General features: G+C 70.0%; 14 protein-coding genes. 8 read left to right on the plus strand and 6 right to left on the minus strand.

What is annotated here, in order from left to right; genetic code table 11:
* Positions 1-167: 167 nt before the first annotated feature.
* Positions 168-1,112, plus strand: coding sequence for a dihydrodipicolinate synthase family protein (locus Q9R47_RS02540; RefSeq protein WP_311231635.1), 945 nt, complete (start codon positions 168-170; stop codon positions 1,110-1,112).
* Between the two features lie 172 nt (positions 1,113-1,284).
* On the opposite strand, the gene Q9R47_RS02545 is transcribed toward Q9R47_RS02540, so the two are convergent.
* Complete coding sequence (locus tag Q9R47_RS02545) at positions 1,285-2,916, minus strand: methyl-accepting chemotaxis protein (RefSeq protein WP_311231636.1); 1,632 nt, start codon at positions 2,914-2,916, stop codon at positions 1,285-1,287.
* 104 nt (positions 2,917-3,020) lie between these two features.
* A complete protein-coding gene (locus tag Q9R47_RS02550) occupies positions 3,021-5,327 on the minus strand; it encodes a heavy metal translocating P-type ATPase (protein WP_311231637.1) in 2,307 nt (768 codons plus the stop codon).
* Positions 5,328-5,463: 136 nt separating this feature from the next.
* On the opposite strand from Q9R47_RS02550, the gene Q9R47_RS02555 reads away from it, so the two are divergent.
* From Q9R47_RS02555 to Q9R47_RS02575, 5 genes are all read left to right on the plus strand, one after another.
* Positions 5,464-5,661 (plus strand): heavy-metal-associated domain-containing protein, encoded by a 198-nt coding sequence (locus Q9R47_RS02555; protein WP_013592558.1) that lies wholly within the window; start codon positions 5,464-5,466, stop codon positions 5,659-5,661.
* Positions 5,658-6,083, plus strand: a complete 426-nt coding sequence (locus tag Q9R47_RS02560; protein ID WP_311231638.1) for a Cu(I)-responsive transcriptional regulator — start codon at positions 5,658-5,660, stop codon at positions 6,081-6,083. The genes Q9R47_RS02555 and Q9R47_RS02560 overlap by 4 nt, the downstream gene beginning before the upstream one ends.
* 279 nt (positions 6,084-6,362) lie before the next feature.
* On the plus strand, positions 6,363-7,553 hold the full coding sequence (locus Q9R47_RS02565; RefSeq protein ID WP_311231639.1) for an acetyl-CoA C-acyltransferase family protein: 1,191 nt from the start codon (positions 6,363-6,365) through the stop codon (positions 7,551-7,553).
* Between the two features lie 77 nt (positions 7,554-7,630).
* Positions 7,631-8,023 carry a BPSL0067 family protein gene (locus tag Q9R47_RS02570; RefSeq protein WP_311231640.1) on the plus strand — a complete coding sequence of 131 codons (393 nt, stop codon included), beginning with the start codon at positions 7,631-7,633 and terminating at the stop codon, positions 8,021-8,023.
* Positions 8,024-8,061: 38 nt separating this feature from the next.
* The gene (locus tag Q9R47_RS02575; protein ID WP_311231641.1) at positions 8,062-8,625 is read left to right on the plus strand and encodes an STY0301 family protein; all 564 of its coding nucleotides are present in this window, start codon (positions 8,062-8,064) and stop codon (positions 8,623-8,625) included.
* A gap of 57 nt (positions 8,626-8,682) precedes the next feature.
* Here the strand turns inward: Q9R47_RS02575 and Q9R47_RS02580 are convergent, their stop codons facing one another.
* From Q9R47_RS02580 to Q9R47_RS02590, 3 genes are all read right to left on the minus strand, one after another.
* On the minus strand, positions 8,683-8,931 hold the full coding sequence (locus Q9R47_RS02580) for a DUF3297 family protein (protein WP_311231642.1): 249 nt from the start codon (positions 8,929-8,931) through the stop codon (positions 8,683-8,685).
* An 81-nt stretch (positions 8,932-9,012) separates the two neighbouring features.
* Complete coding sequence (locus Q9R47_RS02585) at positions 9,013-10,266, minus strand: nucleoside recognition domain-containing protein (RefSeq protein ID WP_311231643.1); 1,254 nt, start codon at positions 10,264-10,266, stop codon at positions 9,013-9,015.
* Positions 10,267-10,375: 109 nt separating this feature from the next.
* The gene (locus tag Q9R47_RS02590; protein WP_311231644.1) at positions 10,376-11,383 is read right to left on the minus strand and encodes a recombination-associated protein RdgC; all 1,008 of its coding nucleotides are present in this window, start codon (positions 11,381-11,383) and stop codon (positions 10,376-10,378) included.
* A gap of 234 nt (positions 11,384-11,617) precedes the next feature.
* Here Q9R47_RS02590 and Q9R47_RS02595 point away from each other — a divergent pair, with 234 nt between their 5' ends.
* Both Q9R47_RS02595 and Q9R47_RS02600 read left to right on the plus strand, forming a co-directional pair.
* Positions 11,618-12,193 carry a Spy/CpxP family protein refolding chaperone gene (locus Q9R47_RS02595; protein ID WP_311231645.1) on the plus strand — a complete coding sequence of 192 codons (576 nt, stop codon included), beginning with the start codon at positions 11,618-11,620 and terminating at the stop codon, positions 12,191-12,193.
* Positions 12,194-12,318: 125 nt separating this feature from the next.
* Entirely contained in the window at positions 12,319-12,909 is a 591-nt protein-coding gene (locus Q9R47_RS02600) for an acyloxyacyl hydrolase (protein ID WP_311231646.1), read from the plus strand.
* A gap of 1,207 nt (positions 12,910-14,116) precedes the next feature.
* Here Q9R47_RS02600 and Q9R47_RS02605 read toward each other — a convergent pair.
* Positions 14,117-18,622, minus strand: a complete 4,506-nt coding sequence (locus tag Q9R47_RS02605; protein WP_311231647.1) for an EAL domain-containing protein — start codon at positions 18,620-18,622, stop codon at positions 14,117-14,119.
* Between the last annotated feature and the right edge of the window lie 203 nt (positions 18,623-18,825).

Below are 18,825 nucleotides of genomic sequence, written 5' to 3' on the forward strand. Positions count from 1 at the left end.
TCTATTCCAGCGGGTTCACCACAGCTTTTTCGTCGGGTGCTTGTGCAAAAAGAGCGCATCGCCTATGCTCCCCATCGGCATATCGCTAATATATTTACAGCCTATTAAAAGGCGTTCACTTTCCCGGCCCGTGCGCCGATCCCATTGTTTTCAACAGGTAGAACCTCATGAGCGACAACATCTTCACCGGCACCATTCCCGCACTCATGACCCCGTGCACCCCCGACCGCCAGCCCGACTTCGACGCCCTGGTGGCGCAGGGTCGCTCGTTGGTGGACGCCGGCATGAGCGCCGTCGTCTACTGCGGCTCGATGGGCGACTGGCCCCTGCTGAGCGAGGCGCAGCGACAGGAAGGCGTGGCCCGCCTGGTGGCCGCCGGCATCCCCACCATCGTGGGCACCGGCGCGGTCAATTCGCGCGAAGCGGTGTCCCATGCCGCGCATGCGGCGAAGGTCGGCGCGCACGGTCTGATGGTGATTCCGCGGGTGCTCTCGCGCGGCAGTTCCGCCACCGCGCAGAAGGCGCACTTCTCGGCCATTCTCGCGGCCGCGCCGCAGCTGCCGGCCGTGATCTACAACAGCCCCTACTACGGCTTCGCCACGCGCGCCGATCTGTTCTTCGAACTGCGCGCCGCTCACCCGAACCTGATCGGCTTCAAGGAATTCGGCGGTGCCGCCGACCTGCGGTACGCAGCGGAAAACATCACCTCGCAAGACGAGGAGGTGACCCTCATGGTGGGTGTGGACACGCAGGTGTTCCACGGCTTCGTCAACTGCGGCGCCACCGGTGCGATCACCGGCATCGGCAACGCCCTGCCGCGCGAGGTGCTGCAACTGGTGGACCTGTGCAAGAAGGCTGCGAAGGGCGACGTGAACGCGCGCCGCCAGGCCCGCGAGCTGGAAGCAGCCCTGGCAGTGCTGTCGTCGTTCGACGAGGGAACGGACCTGGTGCTCTACTACAAGTACCTGCTGGTGCTCAACGGGCAGCAGGAATACACGCTGCACTTCAACGAGACCGACGTGCTGACCGACGCGCAGCGCAACTATGCCCAGAACCAGTACCAGCTGTTCCGCGATTGGTACGCGAGCTGGTCGAAGGAACTGGCCGGCTGACAAGTCGTGGACGAATGCCCGCCCGTCAGCGATGCTGGCTGGCGCCAAGGTTCTGGCGGATGTGCCGGATGGTCTTGGAAGCCGTGCGTCCACAAAAAAACGCCCGGGCCGATCACGTCGGTCCGGGCGTTTTTTTCGGCAGGGCGGGCGGCCGCCGGGGCCGCTATCGACCTCAGGCCGGCAGCAGCGCCAGATCGCGGCCCGTGTCGGGATGTGCCATGGCATGCAGCGCGGTGCCGCTGTCGTCCAGATGGAACTGCTGCACCACCTGCGACAGGCGCGCGGCCTGCTCGCGCAGGGACTGGGCGGCGGCGGCGGATTCCTCCACCAGCGCGGCGTTCTGCTGGGTCATGCGGTCGATCTCGCCCACCGAGCTGTTGACCTGCCCGATGCCCGAGGACTGCTCTGCCGACGCGGAGGTGATCTCGCCGATGATGTCCGTGACGCGCTGCACGCTCTCCACGATTTCCTTCATGGCGGTGCCGGCATCCTCCACGTGGCGCACGCCGCCGTTCACGGCCGTCACGCTGGAGCTGATGAGGCCCTTGATCTCGCTGGCCGCCTGGGCGCTGCGCTGCGCGAGGCTGCGCACCTCGCCCGCCACCACCGCGAAGCCGCGGCCCTGCTCGCCGGCACGGGCCGCTTCCACCGCGGCGTTCAGCGCCAGGATGTTGGTCTGGAAGGCGATCGAGTCGATCAGGCCGATGATGTCGCCGATCTTGCGGCTGGAGGCCGAGATCTCGTGCATGCTGGCCACGGCCTGCTCCACCACGCTGCCGCCGCGCGTGGCGATGCCCGAGGCGGAAGCGACGAGCTGGTTCGCCACCTGCGAGGACGACGCCGTCTGCTGCACCGTGGCCGTCAGCTGCGACAGCGAAGCCACGGCCTCCTGCGCATTGCTGGCGGTCTGCTCGGTGCGGGAGGACAGATCCTGGTTGCCGGAAGCGATCTCCTGGCTCGCCGTGGCGATGCTGCCGCTCGCATCGCGCACCTGCGACACGAGGGCGCTCAGGCCCTGCTGCATGCCCTGCAGCGAGCGCTGCAGGTCGGCCACTTCGTCGCGGCCCTCCACGTGCATGCGCTGCGACAGGTCGCCGCCGGCGATGGCCTGCGCCATGCGCCGCGCCTCCACCAGCGGGCGGCAGATGGAAATCATGTTCAGCAGCGTGAGCGGCACCACCACCACCACGGTGATCAGCACCGCCAGCGCGAACAGCCACTTGGTCTGCTCGGACACGGTCTGCTGGCGCTCGGTCACGGCCGCGACTTCCTTGCGCAGCGCCTCGTTGAGCTGCACCAGCAGCTTGTCGGCCTCGGCGAACTCCGCGATGGCCCGGGTGCTCATGCGGTTGGCGATGGTGGCGCTGTCGTAGCCGCCGGCCTCGAGCTGGCGCGCGATGCTCGCGAACTGCGCGCTGTAGGCATCCAGGCGCTTCACGATGTCGCTGGCGAGCCGGTTGTCGGTGTCCTGTCCGCCCTGCTGGAAGGTGGCGGCGACCTTCTTCGCGCGATCCAGGCTGGCCAGCCAGGCGGCATGCGCCTTCTGCACGCCCTCCGGCTTCTCGTACTGGATGATCATGTCCTTCTCGTACTGGCGGATGGCGCCCATCTCGCCGCGCAGCTCGGCCATCGCGCTCACCTGCGCGAACGAGTGGCCGATGAAGTCCTCGCTCATCGCGTGGATGCGGAACATGCCCAGCATGCCCGCCCCGCCCAGCAGGCCCAGCAGACCCAGTACGACACCGATGGCCCCCAGCATGCGGACACGGATGGTGAACCCGCGCATGAGCGAATCTAACTTCATGATTGCCTTCCTCTAATCCCCCCAACCCGGCGATGCGGGCTGGCTATGAATGAAACAAAACGTAGCTGACTGAGGGGCAAGCGTAACCGAATGGGGAGTGATTCTCAAAGACGCCAGCGCTTCAACAGCAGTGCATTGGCCATCACGCTCACCGAGCTGAGCGCCATCGCGGCACCGGCCACCACCGGGCTCAGATAGCCCAGCGCGGCGAGCGGAATGCCGGCCACGTTGTACGCAAAGGCCCAGAACAGGTTCTGCCGGATCTTGGCCACCGTGCGGCGCGATATGTCGAGCGCCGCCGCCACCAGCGCGGGATCGCCACGCATGAGCGTGATGCCCGCGGCATGCATCGCCACGTCGGTGCCGTTGCCCATGGCGATGCCCACGTCGGCCGCCGCCAGCGCCGGAGCGTCGTTCACGCCGTCGCCCACCATGGCGACCGTGCGGACCCCCGATGAACCCGCTCCGTGTGCAACGTCGCGTTGGAGCCGCGCCACGTGCGCCGCCTTGTCGGCGGGCAGCACCTCGGCGATCACCTCGCCCGCTTCGGGGCGCAGGCCCAGCCGCCGCGCCATCGCCTCGGCCGCGCCGCGGTTGTCGCCCGACAGCATCGCCACCCGCAGCCCGCGCGTGCGCAGGGCCTCGATCGCCGCGGCCGCGCCGGGCTTGGGCTCGTCGCCGAAGGCCAGCAGTGCACGCACCGCGTCACCGCCGCCGGGCAGCCGTTCCGCCAGCGCCGACACCGTCGCACCGCCGTCCTGCAGAGCCTGCGCGCGTGCAGCCAATGCGGGCGGTACGTCGGCCCCGAGCGACTCCATCCAGCGCAGGCTGCCCAGGCGCCATGCGGCCCCTCCCGCCTGCCCTTCCGTGCCCCGGCCCGGCACGGCCCGCACCGCGTCGGCCGCTGCCGGAAGGGCTTCGCCCCGCTCGCGCACGGCCTGCAGCGTGGCGTGCGCGAGCGGGTGTTCGCTGCCCGCCTGCAATGCGGCCGCGACCGCCAGCAGCGCCCGCCCGTCGTGCCCGGGCGCCGCCTCGAACGCCTGCAGGCGCGGCCGCCCGAGCGTGAGCGTGCCGGTCTTGTCGAACACCACGGTGTCCACGCGGTGGGCCGTCTCCAGCGCCTCGGCGTCCTTGATGAGCACGCCGTGCCGCGCGGCCACGCCCGTGCCCGCCATGATCGCGGCGGGCGTCGCCAGGCCCAGCGCGCAGGGGCAGGCGATCACCAGCACCGCCACTGCGTGGATCAGCGCGGCCTCCATGCCGGAGCCCGCCCACAGCCATCCCAGCAGCGTGCACAGTGCCAGCGCCAGCACCACCGGCACGAACACCGCGGAAACCCGGTCCACGAGCCGCTGGATCGGCGCCTTGGCGGCCTGTGCGTCCTCCACCAGGCGGATGATGCGCGCCAGCACCGTCTCGGCACCCACCGCCGTCACCTGCACCACCACGCGGCCGTCGCCGTTCACCGAGCCGCCCGTCACCGCGTCGCCCGGGTTCCGCGCCACCGGCAGGGGCTCGCCGGTGAGCATCGATTCGTCCACCTGCGTGTGCCCTTCGAGCACCGTGCCGTCCACCGGCAGGCGCTCGCCGGGGCGCACGGCGATGCGGTCGCCCGCCATCAGCTCGGCCACGGCCACGTCCACTTCGCCATCCGGGCCGATCCAGTGCGCGGCCTCGGGCCGCAGGGCATGCAGCGCACGGATCGCTTCCGTGGTCTGCCGCTTGGCGCGCGCCTCCAGCCACTTGCCCAGCAGCACCAGCGTGATCACGACGGACGAGGCCTCGAAGTACAGATGCGGCGCATGGCCCCCCCCGCCGCCATGCGCGGCCGTGAGCCAGAGCCACAGCGACAGGCCATAGGCCGCGCTCGTGCCGATGGCCACCAGCAGATCCATGTTGCCGGCGCGTGCCCGCAGCGCATGCCAGCCCGCGCGGTAGAAGCGCGCGCCCAGCACGAACTGCACGGGCGTGGCCAGCAGCCACTGCAGCCAGGCCGGCGGCATCCAGTCCCGCCCCGCCAGGCCGCCGAGCATGGGCAGCACCAGCGGCAGCGACAGCGCGATCCCCACCGCCACCGGCGCAAAACCGGCCCAGGGCGAAGAGGCCTCCGGCGGCTCCGGCGCATCCGCCGCGTGCGGCTCGTAGCCGGCATGGCGCACGGCGCGGCGCAGCAGGCCGTCCATGGCATCGGGCGCCGCACCGTCCGGCGCACCGTAGACGATGTGCGCGCGCTCGGTCGCGAGGTTGACCTCGGCACTGCGCACGCCGGGCACCTTGCGCAGCGCGCGCTCCACGCGGCCCGAGCAGCTCGCGCAGGTCATGCCGCCGATGCCCAGGTCCAGCGACCGCTCCGCCAGCGCGGCAGCCGGGCCGTCGTGAGAGAAGGAAGGGGAGGAAGATGAATCAGCCATGCCGGCACGTTAACCCCTGACATCATGGCAAGGTCAAGGCCCTGGCATCGCACGGCCGGCGCTTGACTCTGCCACCATGTCAGGGTTCATGATCCCGACATCCCATCACCGGCATTTGTCTGAAAAGGAGCCCGCCATGCAACACAGCTTCCAAGTCCAGGGCATGACCTGCGGCCACTGCGAGCGCGCCGTCGTGCACGCCGTCCGCCAGGTCGACACCGACGCCACCGTGCAGGTCGACCTGCCCACCGGCCGCGTCGTGGTGGACAGCGACCGCCCCCGCGAGGCGCTGGCCGCCGCCATCACCGAAGAGGGCTACACGGTCGCGGCATGAGCGCGCAGGCACCGCAGCGCCCGGTGCCCATCGGCACCGCCGCCGCGCGGGCGGGCGTCTCGCAGCGCATGGTCCGCCACTACGAGGCCCTCGGCCTGCTGCGCGGCGTGGCGCGCACGGACGGCGGCTACCGCCAGTACGGCGAAGGAGATATCCACACCCTGCGCTTCATCCGCCGCGCGCGCGACCTCGGCTTCTCGATGGACGAGATCGCCGCCCTGCTCGGCCTCTGGCAGGACCAGCGCCGCGCCAGCCGCGAGGTCAAGCGCATCGCCCAGGCCCACATCGACGACCTGGGCCGCCGCATCGAGTCCATGCAGGCCATGCAGCGCTCGCTGCGGCAGCTGGTGGGCTGCTGCCAGGGGGATGGGCGGCCGGATTGCCCGATTTTGGACGATCTGGCGGGGGGCGGTTGGGGCTGATCCGGAGAGCGGAGCAGGAAAGCCTTGATCCGAAGAGGTATAGAAGATCTATACCTCCAAAATTTATCCTTTCAGGTCAACGACTTATAAAACCCGCAAGGTTTAAAAGTTTCGCTCGTCCCAAGGTTTTCACGTCCTATGCGATGACGCCTTGGCGCCAGTGCGTGCGAGATCACAAACCTACGATGGCGGCATGGATCGCCGCCCCAGAACCCGACAGGCAACACGCCTGTGGGAAGTCGATCTCCCACCTTTTCTCTCTTCGAAGGACCATCAGCCATGCCTCCACGCGACATCCTCATCGCCTCCATCGCCCGCACCCCCATCGGCACCTTCGGCGGCTCGCTCAAGGACATCCCCAACACCCAGCTCGCCACCACCGCCGTGCGCGCGGCCATCGAGCGCAGCGGCATCGCGGCCGATGCGGTGGGGCATGTGGTGATGGGCAACGTGATTCCCACCGACACGAAGGACGCCTACCTCTCGCGCGTGGCCGCCATCGACGCGGGCTGCCCGGTGGAGACGCCGGCCTTCAACGTCAACCGCCTGTGCGGCTCGGGTCTGCAGGCGATCGTCTCCGCGGCGCAGGCGATCGCGCTGGGCGACTGCGACGTGGCGATCGGCGGCGGCAGCGAATCGATGAGCCGGGGACCGTATTTCGACACCGCGGCCCGCTGGGGTGCACGCATGGGCGACGCCAAGAGCATCGACTACATGCTGGGCATCCTGCACGACCCGTGGCAGAAGATGCACATGGGCATCACCGCCGAGAACGTGGCCGAGCGCTACCGCATCGGCCGCGAGGCGCAGGACCAGCTCGCCGCCGAGAGCCAGCGCCGCGCCGCCGCCGCCATCGCGGCCGGGCATTTCGCGTCGCAGATCGTGCCGGTGGAAATCCCGGGCCGCAGAGGCGCGGTGACGCTGTTCGATACGGATGAGCACGTGCGCGCCGCGACCACGGTCGAGGTGCTGGCCGGCATGAAGCCCGCGTTCAAGAAGGACGGCGGCACGGTGACGGCAGGCAATGCCTCGGGCATCAACGACGGCGCCGCCGCCGTGGTGCTGGTGGCGGGCGACCGCGCGGCCGCACTGGGTGCCAAGCCCCTGGCGCGCCTGGTCGGCTATGCGCACGCTGGCGTGGACCCGGCCTACATGGGCATCGGCCCGGTGCCCGCCACGCGCGCGGTGCTGCAGCGCACGGGCCTGTCGGTGCAGGACATGGACGTGATCGAGGCCAACGAAGCCTTCGCCGCCCAGGCCTGCGCCGTGATCCAGGAACTGGGCCTGGACCCGGCCAAGGTGAACCCGAACGGCTCGGGCATTTCGCTGGGCCACCCGGTGGGCGCGACGGGCGCGATCATCACCACCAAGGCCATTGCCGAGCTGCACCGCACGGGCGGCCGCTATGCGCTGGTCACCATGTGCATCGGCGGAGGCCAGGGCATCGCGGCCATCTTCGAGCGCGTGTGATTGCAACGGTTGGAAACAGCCGCGGCAAACGCTCCGTGGGCGCATAGGATCGCGTTTTTTCGATCCGACGACAGCAGATGCCCTACATCTACCAGAACGCCGAAGCACTCGAGGGAACCGACAAGGTCGGCAGCAAACACTGCGTGGCGCTCCTGCAGCGTTATGCACAGCTGCCGCACACCAGCACCTGGAAACAGGGCGAGACCGTGTTCGGCAACGCCCACATCAAAAAGGGCACGGCCATCGCCACGTTCAACAGCGCCGGCAAGTACGGCAGCCTGCCCACCGGCAACCACGCGGCGTTCTTCATCGCGCAGGATGCCGGCGGCATCTGGATCATGGACCAGTGGCTGAGCGATACGCAAAAGCCCAAGGTGTCCATGCGCTACGTGCGTCCCAAGCCCCAGCGCAAGAACGGCGACTTCGCCGACCCGAGCAACAACGCCGCCGCGTATTCCGTCATCGAATGACGATGCAGGCACGCCAGAAGAACGACACCGGAATCTCCATGACGCATCCAGCTTCCGCTTCAGCCTCCGCCTCCGCCTCTGCCCTCGACCTCGCAGGCGGCCGGTCGGTGGCCCTGGCCCTGTTGCTCATCGTGGGCACGGGACTGGCCGGTGCTGCCACGTCATCGGCGTCCGCACCGGCTCCGGCGCCCACCGGCACCGAGGCCGCGCCGGCCGCCATGCTCGAGTGTCCCGCCACGGTCCGGCTCGATGCCCCGAAGGCCAGTGCCCCGGGCGTGCCTGCAGGCACCGAGATCGTGCTGGACGCCCGCCCGCTGCGCCTCACCGGCTACAACTTTTTCGACGGCCCGCCCGCCCAGGGTGCGGCACTGGTGCCCACGTCGGACAGGCCGGCCAAGGGCGCGAAGGGTGGCAGGGGCGAGTCCACCGCCACGTGGGTGTTCGAGGGCGACTACCCGCAAGGCAAGTTCGCCTCGTGCGACTACGCAGGGGGCACGGTGCGCCTGGTGCAGCGCATGGACGACGCGGCGAAGCGCTGCATGGCCACGTCGCGCACCGCCGGAACTCCATCGGTGCTGCAGGTGCGGTTCCGGTGCGAGTGACGGCGCCACGCACCGCCGGCCTGCCGGCCCAGGAAATCCGCCTTCCCGGCGGATTTTTTATTTGTAGAACGCTTCCACCGTTCCCTTGAGCGTGATCATCAGCGGCCGGCCCTTGCGGTCCACCGTCTTGCCGGCGGGCACCTTGATCCAGCCTTCGCTCACGCAGTACTCTTCCACGTCGAAGCGTTCCTTGCCGTTGAAGCGGATGCCGATGTCGTGCTCGAACACCGCGGGCACATGGAACTTGCTGCGCGGATCGATGGAGAGATGGTCGGGGAGTTCGGGGCGTTGCACTGCGTCGGTCACGGGATGAGGCTCTCTGGCTGAAACAGGGAGAAGAAGAAAGGAAAGCCCGGATTCTCCTGCAATTGGCGAGCCCGTCCACCGTCACCGCAGCATCGCATACCCCACTGCGATCGCCGCGGCCAGACCCACGGCATCGGCGAACAGCGCGCAGGCCAGGGCATGGCGCGTGTGCTTCACGCCGACGCTGCCGAAGTACACCGCCAGCACGTAGAAGGTGGTCTCGGCGGAGCCCTGCATCACCGCGGCGAGCCGCGCGGCGAACGAGTCCACGCCGTGCGCCTGCATCACGTCGACCATCAGCCCGCGCGCACCCGCGCCCGAGAGCACCCGCATCAGACCCACCGGCAGAGCCGGCAGGAAATCCGTGTTCCAGCCGAGCGCCGCCACGCCCGCGCCGACGGCCGCGAGCAGCGCGTCCATGCAGCCGGCCGCGCGGAACACGCCGATGGCCACCAGGATCGCCACGAGGTAGGGGATGATCTGCACGGCCACGCCGAAGCCTTCCTTGGCGCCGTCGATGAAGGCGTCGTACACATTGATGCGGCGCACCGCCCCGGCCAGGATGAACAGCATCACGATGCCGAGGATCACCGCCGCGCCGAGGGTGCCCGCGATGCGGGACGCCTGCTCCGCGGGCAGCCGGCCCAGCGCCCACACGGCCGCGCCCAGCAGGCCGGACACGGCCGCGAGCGGCAGCAGCAGCCGGGGCCGCCAGAGCGGCAGCCGCTGGCAAATGCCCACGGCCAGCACGCCCGCGATCAGCGCGATGAAGGTGACCAGCAGCGTGGGCAGGAAGATGTCCGCCGCGTTGAAGCCCGCGCCCAGCCCCTGCTGCACCGCGACGCTCTGGCGGATCGCGATCACCGACGTGGGAATCAGCGTGAGCCCGGCCGTGTTCATGACCACGAACATGATCTGCGCGTCGCTGGCCGTATCGCGCGGCCCCGTGTGCAGCGACTGCAGCTCGCGCATGGCGGTGAGCCCGAGCGGGGTGGCTGCGTTGTCCAGGCCCAGCAGGTTGGCCGAGAAATTCATGGTCATCGCGCCCTGCGCCGGATGGCCCTGCGGCACGCCCGGAAAGAGCCGCCGCAAGAGCGGGCCGGCCGCGCGCGCGAGCAGTTCCACCATGCCGGCGCGCTCGCCCACGCGCATCAGGCCCAGCCAGAGCGCCATCGCGCCGGCCAGGCCCAGCGAGATCTCGAAGCCCGAGCGCGCGGCGGTGAACATCGCGGCCAGCAGCGCCGGGAAGATGTCTCCATCCCCCAGGGCCCAGCGCACGGCGGCGGTCACGAACGCGATGGTGAAAAAGCCGATCCAGACCCAGTTGAGCGCCATGGGGGGCGATGGTAGCCGCACCGATCCGCGCCCGGGCCGTTGCCCGGGCCGTTGCCCGGGCCGGCCCCGGCGGTCCCGCGGCGCGCAGGCCACGGACCGAGCCGCCCGGTCAGAACGGTGCGTCGTCGTCCGCGTCGGCGCCCGCGCCCGCCGCGGCAGCCGCCGGCGCGGCAGCGGCACCGCCCGCATCGGCCTGGCGCTCGCCCGGTGCCGGCGCCGGGCCGTCCAGCCCCGTGCGGCCCTCGCCGCCCAGCGCCTCGATCAGGTCGGGAATCAGCTTGGAGAGTTCGCCCGTGGCGATCGCCACGTCGGTGTCGAAACCCGAGTCGTCCTGGCCGCGGCCCTCGAACACCGTATCGAGGAACGACACCTTCTTGATCTGCAGGCCTTCGGTCAGCACGAAGGCGACGCGGTCGTCCCAGCTCATCGCGAGCTTGGTGGGCAATTTGCCTGCGGCGATGTGCTCGCGGATCTCGTCGATGTCGAGCGGATGGCGCGCGTAGCGGACCACGGCCTTGGATTCGTCGGCGCTCTTGAGCTCGCACTCGCGGTCCACACTGAAGCCCACCGGCGGTTCCTGCTCCTTGAGCCAGTGGGCCATGGCCGCCTGCGGCGAGGTCTGCGTGTCGAGCAGGGAGACCGACAGGCCCGGCAGCGCTTCCACCAGCAGCGAGACGACCTCGTCGGCGCGGCCCTGGCTGCCGGTGTCGAGCACCAGCAGGCGCGCCTCGGTGTCGATCCAGATCCACATCGAACCCTGCTTGGTGAACGCCATCGGCAGCAGGTCGAGCTTGGCCTCTTCCTTGAGCTCGCGGGTTTCCTTCTTGCCGGGCTTGCGGCCGGTCTCGCGCTCGATGCGCGCGGCCTTGTCCTTCACCTTGCGCGCGAGCACCGAGCCCGGGAGCATCTTCGATTCGGTCATGAAGCGCAGGATCCACTGGCCGCCCACGGATTCGGCGAGCGCGCCGTGGGCCTCGCCGCGCGGGGGCACCCAGCCGACGGATTTCTCCTGGGTGGCGCCGCACTCCACGAACGGGGTGCGGGCGAGGGCTTCTTCGAGCTGGGGCAGTTCCGCATGCCACTCGGCGATGCGGTAGATGATCATGTTCTTGAACACGGAATTCCTTGTGTGCGGTATCGCCCTGGGGCGGGCGCGCCGGCCGCGGTGCCGGCGAAAGGGCGCCATTGTCGTTGCTGCGCCCCGGCGGGGACACAGAACCTTGGCACAACTTTACACAGCCACACGCCCTCCTCATGGCGGGGATACACGGGCGGCCGACACTGGCCCTCAACCACCGCGCCGTACCGGCCGCGGAGGCAACGCCCCCCGGGGCACGAAAGGACTTCCCCCATGACCGCACCCCTCCTGCAACGACGCTTCGCCACCGCCGCCGCGGCCGCCGCACTGGCGGCCGTGCTGGCCGCACCCGCCTTCGCCCAGCCCGCTCCGCCGGCGCAGCCCGGCGCCCCGGCAGCCACCGCGGGGGCCGAGCGCCCGCACCGCATGCCCAGCCCCGAACAACGCGAAGCCCGCCGGGCCCAGCGCACGGAAGCGCTGCGGCAGAAGCTGCAGATCACGCCCGCCCAGCAACCCGCCTGGGACGCCTTCACCGCCGCCATGCGCCCGCAAGGCCCGCGCCCCGACATGGCCGGCATGGCACAGCTCACCACACCGGAGCGCATCGACCGCATGAAGGCGCTGCGCGCCCAGCACAACGCCGCGGCGGACCGCCGCGACGAAGCCGTGAAGACTTTCTACGCCGCGCTCACCCCGGCGCAGCAGAAGGTGTTCGACCAGGAAAGCCGCCACATGCATGGCCGGGACGGCATGCACGGCAAGGACGGCAAGCCGGGCGGCCACGGCGGCCGGCACGGCCAGGGCCAACCGGTGCCCGCGCCCGTGGCGCCGCCGCCCGCTCCGCAGTGATTCAGGAGGCCGACGCGGCCGTCGCTGACGCGGCGGCCGCCTACAGTGGATGACCAGTCGCGGTTCTACAGTGTGCCGCGCCGAGTGTGTAACCTCACAGTCGCGATATAACTGGAAATTCACTCATGAATCATTCATTCACGAAGCGCCTCGGCGCCACGCTGGTGGCCCGGGGCGCTTTCTTCGTTCTGGCGGCCGTCACGGCGATGGGCGTCCAGGCACAGACGGCAGGCACTGCCGACACCCCGTCGGTGTACGTGCAGGGGGGCTGGGCGGAGCACAGCACCGATGCGGCCACCCTGGGCGTCACCCTGCCCTGGGGCAACTGGCGCAGCGAACTGCTGGGCCATGAAGTGCGCGGCTACTGGGACATCCACGCCAGCCGCTGGTCGTACGACGGCGTCGCGGGCGGGTCCGGCCACGCCACGCTCGTCGGCGTCACGCCCACTTTCCGCCTGCGGCCGGACAACGGCCGCTCGGCCTTCTTCTGGGAAGGCGGCATCGGCGTCACCTACATGGACAAGCGCTACGAAACGGTCCACAAGGAGTTCGGCACCCGCTACAACTTCGCGTCCCACCTGGGCCTGGGCTACAGCCTGGGAGCGCAGCGCCAGCACGAGGTGATGGTGCGCGTGCAGCACCTCTCCAACGGCGGGATCAAGAAGCCGAACCCCGGCGAGAACTTCGTCCAGCTGCGTTACGCCTACCACTTCTGACCCTGCGACGGCCAGCCGGCCCTGCCGTCGGCGCCCGCTTCCAGAGAGCCCCGCCCTGCGGGGCTTTTTTTTGACCGTGTTTTTTTACCGCCTGTGGATAAGTCTGGGGGTATTTATGGAGCAAGTGCGACGTTATCCACAGGCGCGACCGGTTGGCCGAAGTTGTTATCGGTCGGCGCGCGGGTTCACCCCGGTTCGCGCCACAGGGTTCGGCCGCATCCAAGTCCGCGCAGCCATTGGATAAAAGCCGCTTGTCCACAGAAGGGGCCGGTCCTTACTACTATTCCTATGGTTTTATAAAAGCTTTCAAGTAATAACAAGAACATCCGTCCGGGGCACCGAAAACGGTCCGCGGGCAGGTTTGTGCGCCGATCCGGCCGCGGGGTGGTGGCTGCCGCCGGGCGTGCATGGGCAGCGAAGCGTGGGCAGGGGCGGCAACCGAGTGCCGCACGGGCCCCCCGGCCGACCCCACGGTGCCGCGGGCCTTGAGCGGGGATCCAGGACGGCTGGCGCACGCTTTCGGCGCACCGGAACGGTCGGCAGGAGAACGATCCGCGGTTCTGGCACGCGGCGAGCGCCGGTCGACGGCAGGCAGCCTGCCGCCCTCCACCCCGCCGACCGGACGATTTCGGCGGATGTGCGCGCCCCGGGGCCGGCCAGAAGCGCTGCGGACCCCGGATTTCCGCGGCTGCGGGCTGCCCACGGCCGGTCCGGAAGAACAACCCTGGGGACATCTTTCGCACAAGCGCCCAGTTGTCCACACGAAACGGCCGGCGCGCCGATTTGTCCCCGACGCGCGGACAGCGGCAGCCGGGTGCCACCCACAGGGTTGGTCCGCGGCGAAAACCGTTGTCGCACAACGGAAATCCGCAGTTATCCACAGAACGGGCCGGTCCTTACTACTACGACTATGTTTTTATAAAAACTACAAAGAAGAAGACAGGGACAACCAGGGTACGGAAACTAGGGCCGTACAGTGTGCGGAAGGAGCGTGTGATGGCGGCAGGAGAAACAGCCGCAGGCAGGGCCGGACGGCACACGCACTGCCCAGGCCTCTGGAAGGGCCGGGAAGGCCTCTTGGCGGGTGTCACGTAGGGGGTGGGCGCCCTGCCGCCGAAAACCGCTCTGCGGGCGTCTGGTGGGATGTGGGAGGTTGCCCGCAGCGATGCCCGGGCGCATGGAGCAGCGCCACGGGCGCGGCAGCGGCTCAGCGGGCCGTGATCCGGGCGCGCAGGAAGTCTTCGAGGACCGTCTCGGGCAGCGGGCGGCTGAAGAAATAGCCCTGGTAGGCACGGCAGCCGGCGTGTTCGAGCCAGCCGCGCTGTTCGGCGGTCTCGACGCCTTCGGCGATCACGTCCAGGCCCAGGCTGCGCGAGAGCGCGATTATGGTGTCCACGATGGCCGCGTCGTTCGGATCGGCCAGCAGGTCGCGCACGAAGCTCTGGTCGATCTTGAGCTGGTCCAGCGGCATGCGCTTGAGGTAGCTCAGCGACGAGTAGCCCGTGCCGAAGTCGTCCAGCGAGAAACCCACGCCATGGGCGCGCAGGGCCGACATGGTGGCGATCGTGGTTTCCATGTCCTCCACGAAGAGGCTTTCCGTCAGTTCCAGCTTCAGCCGGTTGGCCGGCGCGCCCGTGGACGTGATGGCGCGGACCACGTCCTCCACGAACGCCTCGTGGTGGAACTGGCGCGAACTCACGTTCACCGCCATGCTGAGGTGGGCCCGCTGGGGAATGTCCTTCCAGCGGGCGAGCTGCGTGCAGGCGGTGTGCAGCACCCAGCGGCCCAGCGGCAGCACGAGGCCCGTTTCCTCCGCCAGCGGAATGAATTCGCCGGGCGAGACCATGCCGCGGTGCGGATGCGGCCAGCGCACGAGCGCCTCCACGCCGGTCACGCAGCCGCGGTGGTCCACCTGGGGCTGGTAGTGCAGCATGAGCTGGTCGCGCGCCAGCGCGGCGCGCAGGTCGTTCTCGAGTTCGGCGCGCGCCGTCACCACCGCCTGCATGCCCGGGTCGAAGAAGCGCAGCGTGTTGCGGCCGGCGGTCTTGGCCTGGTACATGGCGAGGTCGGCCTGCTTGAGCAGTTCGCCCACGGTCGAGGTGCGCCCGTCGCCGAACGGCGCCACCCCGATGCTGGGCGTGCTGCGGTAGTGGTAGCCCTGCAGCACGTACGGCGTCGCCAGCACCGACAGGATCTTCTCGCCCACGGTGCGCGCGCTCATGGCGAGCTCGTCGGCGTGGGCGCTGAGGCCCTCCACCATCACCACGAACTCGTCGCCGCCCAGGCGGGCCACGGTGTCCACCGAGCGCACGCAGGTGTTCAGGCGCGCCGCCACCTGCTGCAGCAGCACGTCGCCCTGGTCGTGGCCCAGGGTGTCGTTGAGGGTCTTGAAGTTGTCCAGGTCGATGAAGAGCAGCGCTCCGCCCTGGCGCCGCCGGTGCGCCGTCGCCAGGGCCTGGCGCATGCGGTCCATCAGCAGCATCCGGTTGGGCAGGCCGGTGAGCGAATCGTAGAACGCCAGGCGCTGGATCTCCCGCTCGGTCGCCTTGCGCTGGCCGATGTCGGTGTTGATCGCCAGGATCGCGTCGGGCTGGCCCTGCTCGCCGGGGATCAGCGTCCAGCGGCCTTCCACGTCCAGGCGACGGCCGTCGCGGTGGAACTGCACGATCTCGCCGGACCATTCGCCGTGCTCGCGCGTGGTCTGGGTGGCGCGCAGGAATTCCTGCATGTCCTGGTAGAGCAGCATGGCGATGGACTGGCCGGTCGCCTCTTCGCGCGTCCATCCGTACAGGCGCTCGGCGCCTTCGTTCCAGAACGTGATGCGGTGGTCCAGGTCGCGCACGATGATCGCGTCGCGCGCCTTGTCGAGCAGCGAGGCCTGCCGGCGGATGTGCGCGTCCGATGCCTGGCGCGCCATCTCGGCGGCGGCCCGGGCCGCGAAGATGCGCAGCGTGGAAATCACCATGCCCGGCTGCTGCATCGGCTCGCGGAACACCACGAACACGAAGCCGATGGCGTGTCCCTCGGCATCGCGCAGCTGCAGGCCGACGTAGGCCTGCGCGCCCATGCGCGCAGCGGGCGAATCGGGGTAGAGCTCCGAGATGCCGTGCGGTATCACGCATTCGGCCTCGTTCACGAGGCGCAGGCTCGGCGTGCCTTCCAGCGCGTACTCGGCATTGGGCTGCGCCACGCCCTCTTCCACGCGCGACAGCGTCACCGCGCGCGGCAGCTGGCCGGCCGGCTGCGGCAGCAGGCGCGTCACGCAACCCGCCTGCGCGCCCAGCGCGTCGCACATGTGGCTGGCGAGCTGCTTGAAGAACTGCGTGCCGGTGCTGGCCGACACCGCGGCCGCCGCCTTGAGCACCACTGCCTGCAGGCGCTGCTGGTCCTGGCGCGTGCGCAGGCTGCCCAGCCCGAACGCGATGTCGTTGGCGAGCTGCTGCAGCAGCTCGGTTTCCTCGGCGCCGGTCTCCAGCACGTCCTCGGGGTAGAGCGTGAGCAGCCCGAACACCTGTTCCGCATCGCGCAGCGGCAGGCTGATGACGGCGGGCAGGCCCTGCTCCATGAGCGGCTGCGCCCAGAGGCCCGCGTCCGGGTCCTTGGCCAGATCGTGCACGATGACCGGGCGGCCGTTGCGCAGCGCTTCGCCGGAGGGGCCGGGGCTGTGCGGCGTCCAGGGGGCGTCCTGCCGGCCACGGGGGCGCAGGGCTTCCACGGCCACGGTCGTCAGGCCGGCCCAGGCCACCGGCTCGATGCTGCGGCGCTCCGTGCCCCCGACGGTCCAGCTGCGCACCATGCCCACCCAGGCACTGCGGTAGCCGCCGACTTCGCGCGCGATGCGGCACACCTCCGAGAGCAGTGCCGACTCGCTGGTGGCGCGCACCAGCGCCTCGTTGCAGGCGCTCAGCAGCCGCTGCACCGTGCCGACGCGCGCCAGCTCGCGCTCCACGCGCATGCGCTGCGTCACGTCGGTCGCGAGCACCTGCCGCGCGGACCGTCCGGCGAAGGTGGTGTCACCCGCGTAGACCTCCATGTCGATCAGCGTGCCGTCCTTGCGGCAGTGGCGGCGGTGCACGCCGTCGCGCCGCATTCCAGGCGGCAGGGCGCGCGCTTCCACTTCCCGGCGCACGCGTTCCTGCGGGGGCCAGAGCTGCGCGGTCGTCATCCCCAGCAGCTCGGCTTCCGTGTAGCCGTAGTGGCGCACCATGGCCCGGTTCACGGCGAGGATGCGCAGGCTGCCGCGCTCGTAGACCCACATCGGCTGCGGATGGGCGTCGAAGAGCGAGCGGTATTGCTGCTCCGACGCGCTCAGCTGCGCGGCGTAGCTGCGCAGCTGCAGCACGGCGCCCAGCGATTCGGCCAGGATCTGCACGTAGGCCACATGGCGCTGCGTGAACGTGAACACCGGATCGGCGTTCACCTTCAGCATGCCCAGCATGTTCTCGCCGGCGCGCAGCGGCGCCGCGATGAACGACAGCGTGCCGTGCCGGCCTTCGTCGGTGGCCAGCAGCGCCTGCGGCTGCGCGCCGTCGCTGTACAGAACGGTCTGCCCCGCGCCCAGTTGCTCCCAGAGCGGGTAGCCGAGCACGGGGCGCGATTCGTCCACGGGTTCGGAGCGGCGGCCGGTGCTGGCGCGCACGCGCAGGCGTTCGCCCTCGCGCAGCACCACCATGGCGCCATGCCCGTCCGCCAAGTCCATGGCGGTGCGCGCCGCCAATTGCAGCACTTCGTCCAGCGGCAGCTCGGGTGCGCTCATGCGCTGCTGCACGCGCACCAGCTCGGCATGGGCGCTCGCGTCCCGCTGCGCCTGCAGGGCACTCTGCTTCTGGGCGCTGATGTCGGTCATGCCGCCCACCATGCGCACGGCCGCGCCCTCGTCGTCACGGATCACGAAGCCGCGGTCGCGCACCCAGGCATAGGTGCCGTCCTGGCGGCGGAAGCGGTATTCGTCGGTCCAGTGCCGGGACGTTCCCTCGATGGTCGCGTGGATGCCCTCGAGCACGTGGTCGCTGTCGTCCGGATGCAGGCGCTGCGTCCACGAAGTGCTGTCGTGCGGCAGCGTGTGCAGCGGCACGCCGAACAGGGTTTCCATGCCCTCGTTCCACCACATCGAATCGTCGGTGAGGTTCCAGTCCCAGATCGCGTCGGCCGTGGCGCGCGCCACGAGGTGGAAGCGCTCCTCGGACAGCGCGCGCTCCTGCGCGCGCCGCACCCAGCCGCGCCGCTGCCGCCGCAGTTCCAGCAGCGCCATCGTCTGTTCGGCGATGGCCGCGAGCGCCTCCTGCCGCGCGGCATCCAGCGTGCGTGCAGCCGTGTCCATGACCACCACGGCGCCCAGCACCAGTCCCTCGGCGTTGCGGATCGGCATGCAGGCGCACATGCGGATGCGGGGCGGCCCCAGCACCAGGGGGTGCCCGCGCAGCGCGGCATGGGCGCGGGCATCTTCGACCTGCACGAGTTGCCCGCCCTGCGCGAGCGTGCAGAGCGTGTGGGCGCCGGCCAATTTCTGCAGCACGTCGGCGGCCATGCCCGAGCTCGCCTTGAACCACTCGCGGTCCGCGTCCACGAAGCCGATCACGGCCAGAGGCGCATCGCACAGGTGCGCGGCGAGGCGGGCCAGCTGATCGAAGGTGTCTTCGGGCGGGGTGTCGAGGATGGCGCAGGCGTGCAGCGCATCCAGGCGCCGGCCGGGAGCGTCCGTGCGTGCCCCCATGGTCAGCGTTCCGGGAGGCAAGTGGAAGCCCTGCGCTCAGGAACGTGCGACGTCGGAGGCGGGGGCGGCTGCACCTGCATGGCGTGGGCGTGGTGGTGGTTGGACGGGGAATGGCAGGGCCGGAGCCACCCGCTGTCTGAAGCGGATGATCCAGGGCGTGCGTGTTTCCGAATGTACACCCTGGCCGCCCCGTACGGACGTGA

Source organism: Acidovorax sp. PRC11 (assembly GCF_031844105.1).
In the GTDB taxonomy this organism is placed as follows: Bacteria; Pseudomonadota; Gammaproteobacteria; order Burkholderiales; family Burkholderiaceae_C; genus Paracidovorax.

Bases quoted from the DNA above. Each gene is read 5' to 3' on its own strand.
- Q9R47_RS02540 (WP_311231635.1), top strand. From the start codon at position 168: ATGAGCGACAACATCTTCACCGGCACCATTCCCGCACTCATGACCCCG.
- Q9R47_RS02545 (WP_311231636.1), bottom strand. From the start codon at position 2,916: ATGAAGTTAGATTCGCTCATGCGCGGGTTCACCATCCGTGTCCGCATG.
- Q9R47_RS02550 (WP_311231637.1), bottom strand. From the start codon at position 5,327: ATGGCTGATTCATCTTCCTCCCCTTCCTTCTCTCACGACGGCCCGGCT.
- Q9R47_RS02555 (WP_013592558.1), top strand. From the start codon at position 5,464: ATGCAACACAGCTTCCAAGTCCAGGGCATGACCTGCGGCCACTGCGAG.
- Q9R47_RS02560 (WP_311231638.1), top strand. From the start codon at position 5,658: ATGAGCGCGCAGGCACCGCAGCGCCCGGTGCCCATCGGCACCGCCGCC.
- Q9R47_RS02565 (WP_311231639.1), top strand. From the start codon at position 6,363: ATGCCTCCACGCGACATCCTCATCGCCTCCATCGCCCGCACCCCCATC.
- Q9R47_RS02570 (WP_311231640.1), top strand. From the start codon at position 7,631: ATGCCCTACATCTACCAGAACGCCGAAGCACTCGAGGGAACCGACAAG.
- Q9R47_RS02575 (WP_311231641.1), top strand. From the start codon at position 8,062: ATGACGCATCCAGCTTCCGCTTCAGCCTCCGCCTCCGCCTCTGCCCTC.
- Q9R47_RS02585 (WP_311231643.1), bottom strand. From the start codon at position 10,266: ATGGCGCTCAACTGGGTCTGGATCGGCTTTTTCACCATCGCGTTCGTG.
- Q9R47_RS02595 (WP_311231645.1), top strand. From the start codon at position 11,618: ATGACCGCACCCCTCCTGCAACGACGCTTCGCCACCGCCGCCGCGGCC.
- Q9R47_RS02600 (WP_311231646.1), top strand. From the start codon at position 12,319: ATGAATCATTCATTCACGAAGCGCCTCGGCGCCACGCTGGTGGCCCGG.
- Q9R47_RS02605 (WP_311231647.1), bottom strand. From the start codon at position 18,622: ATGGGGGCACGCACGGACGCTCCCGGCCGGCGCCTGGATGCGCTGCAC.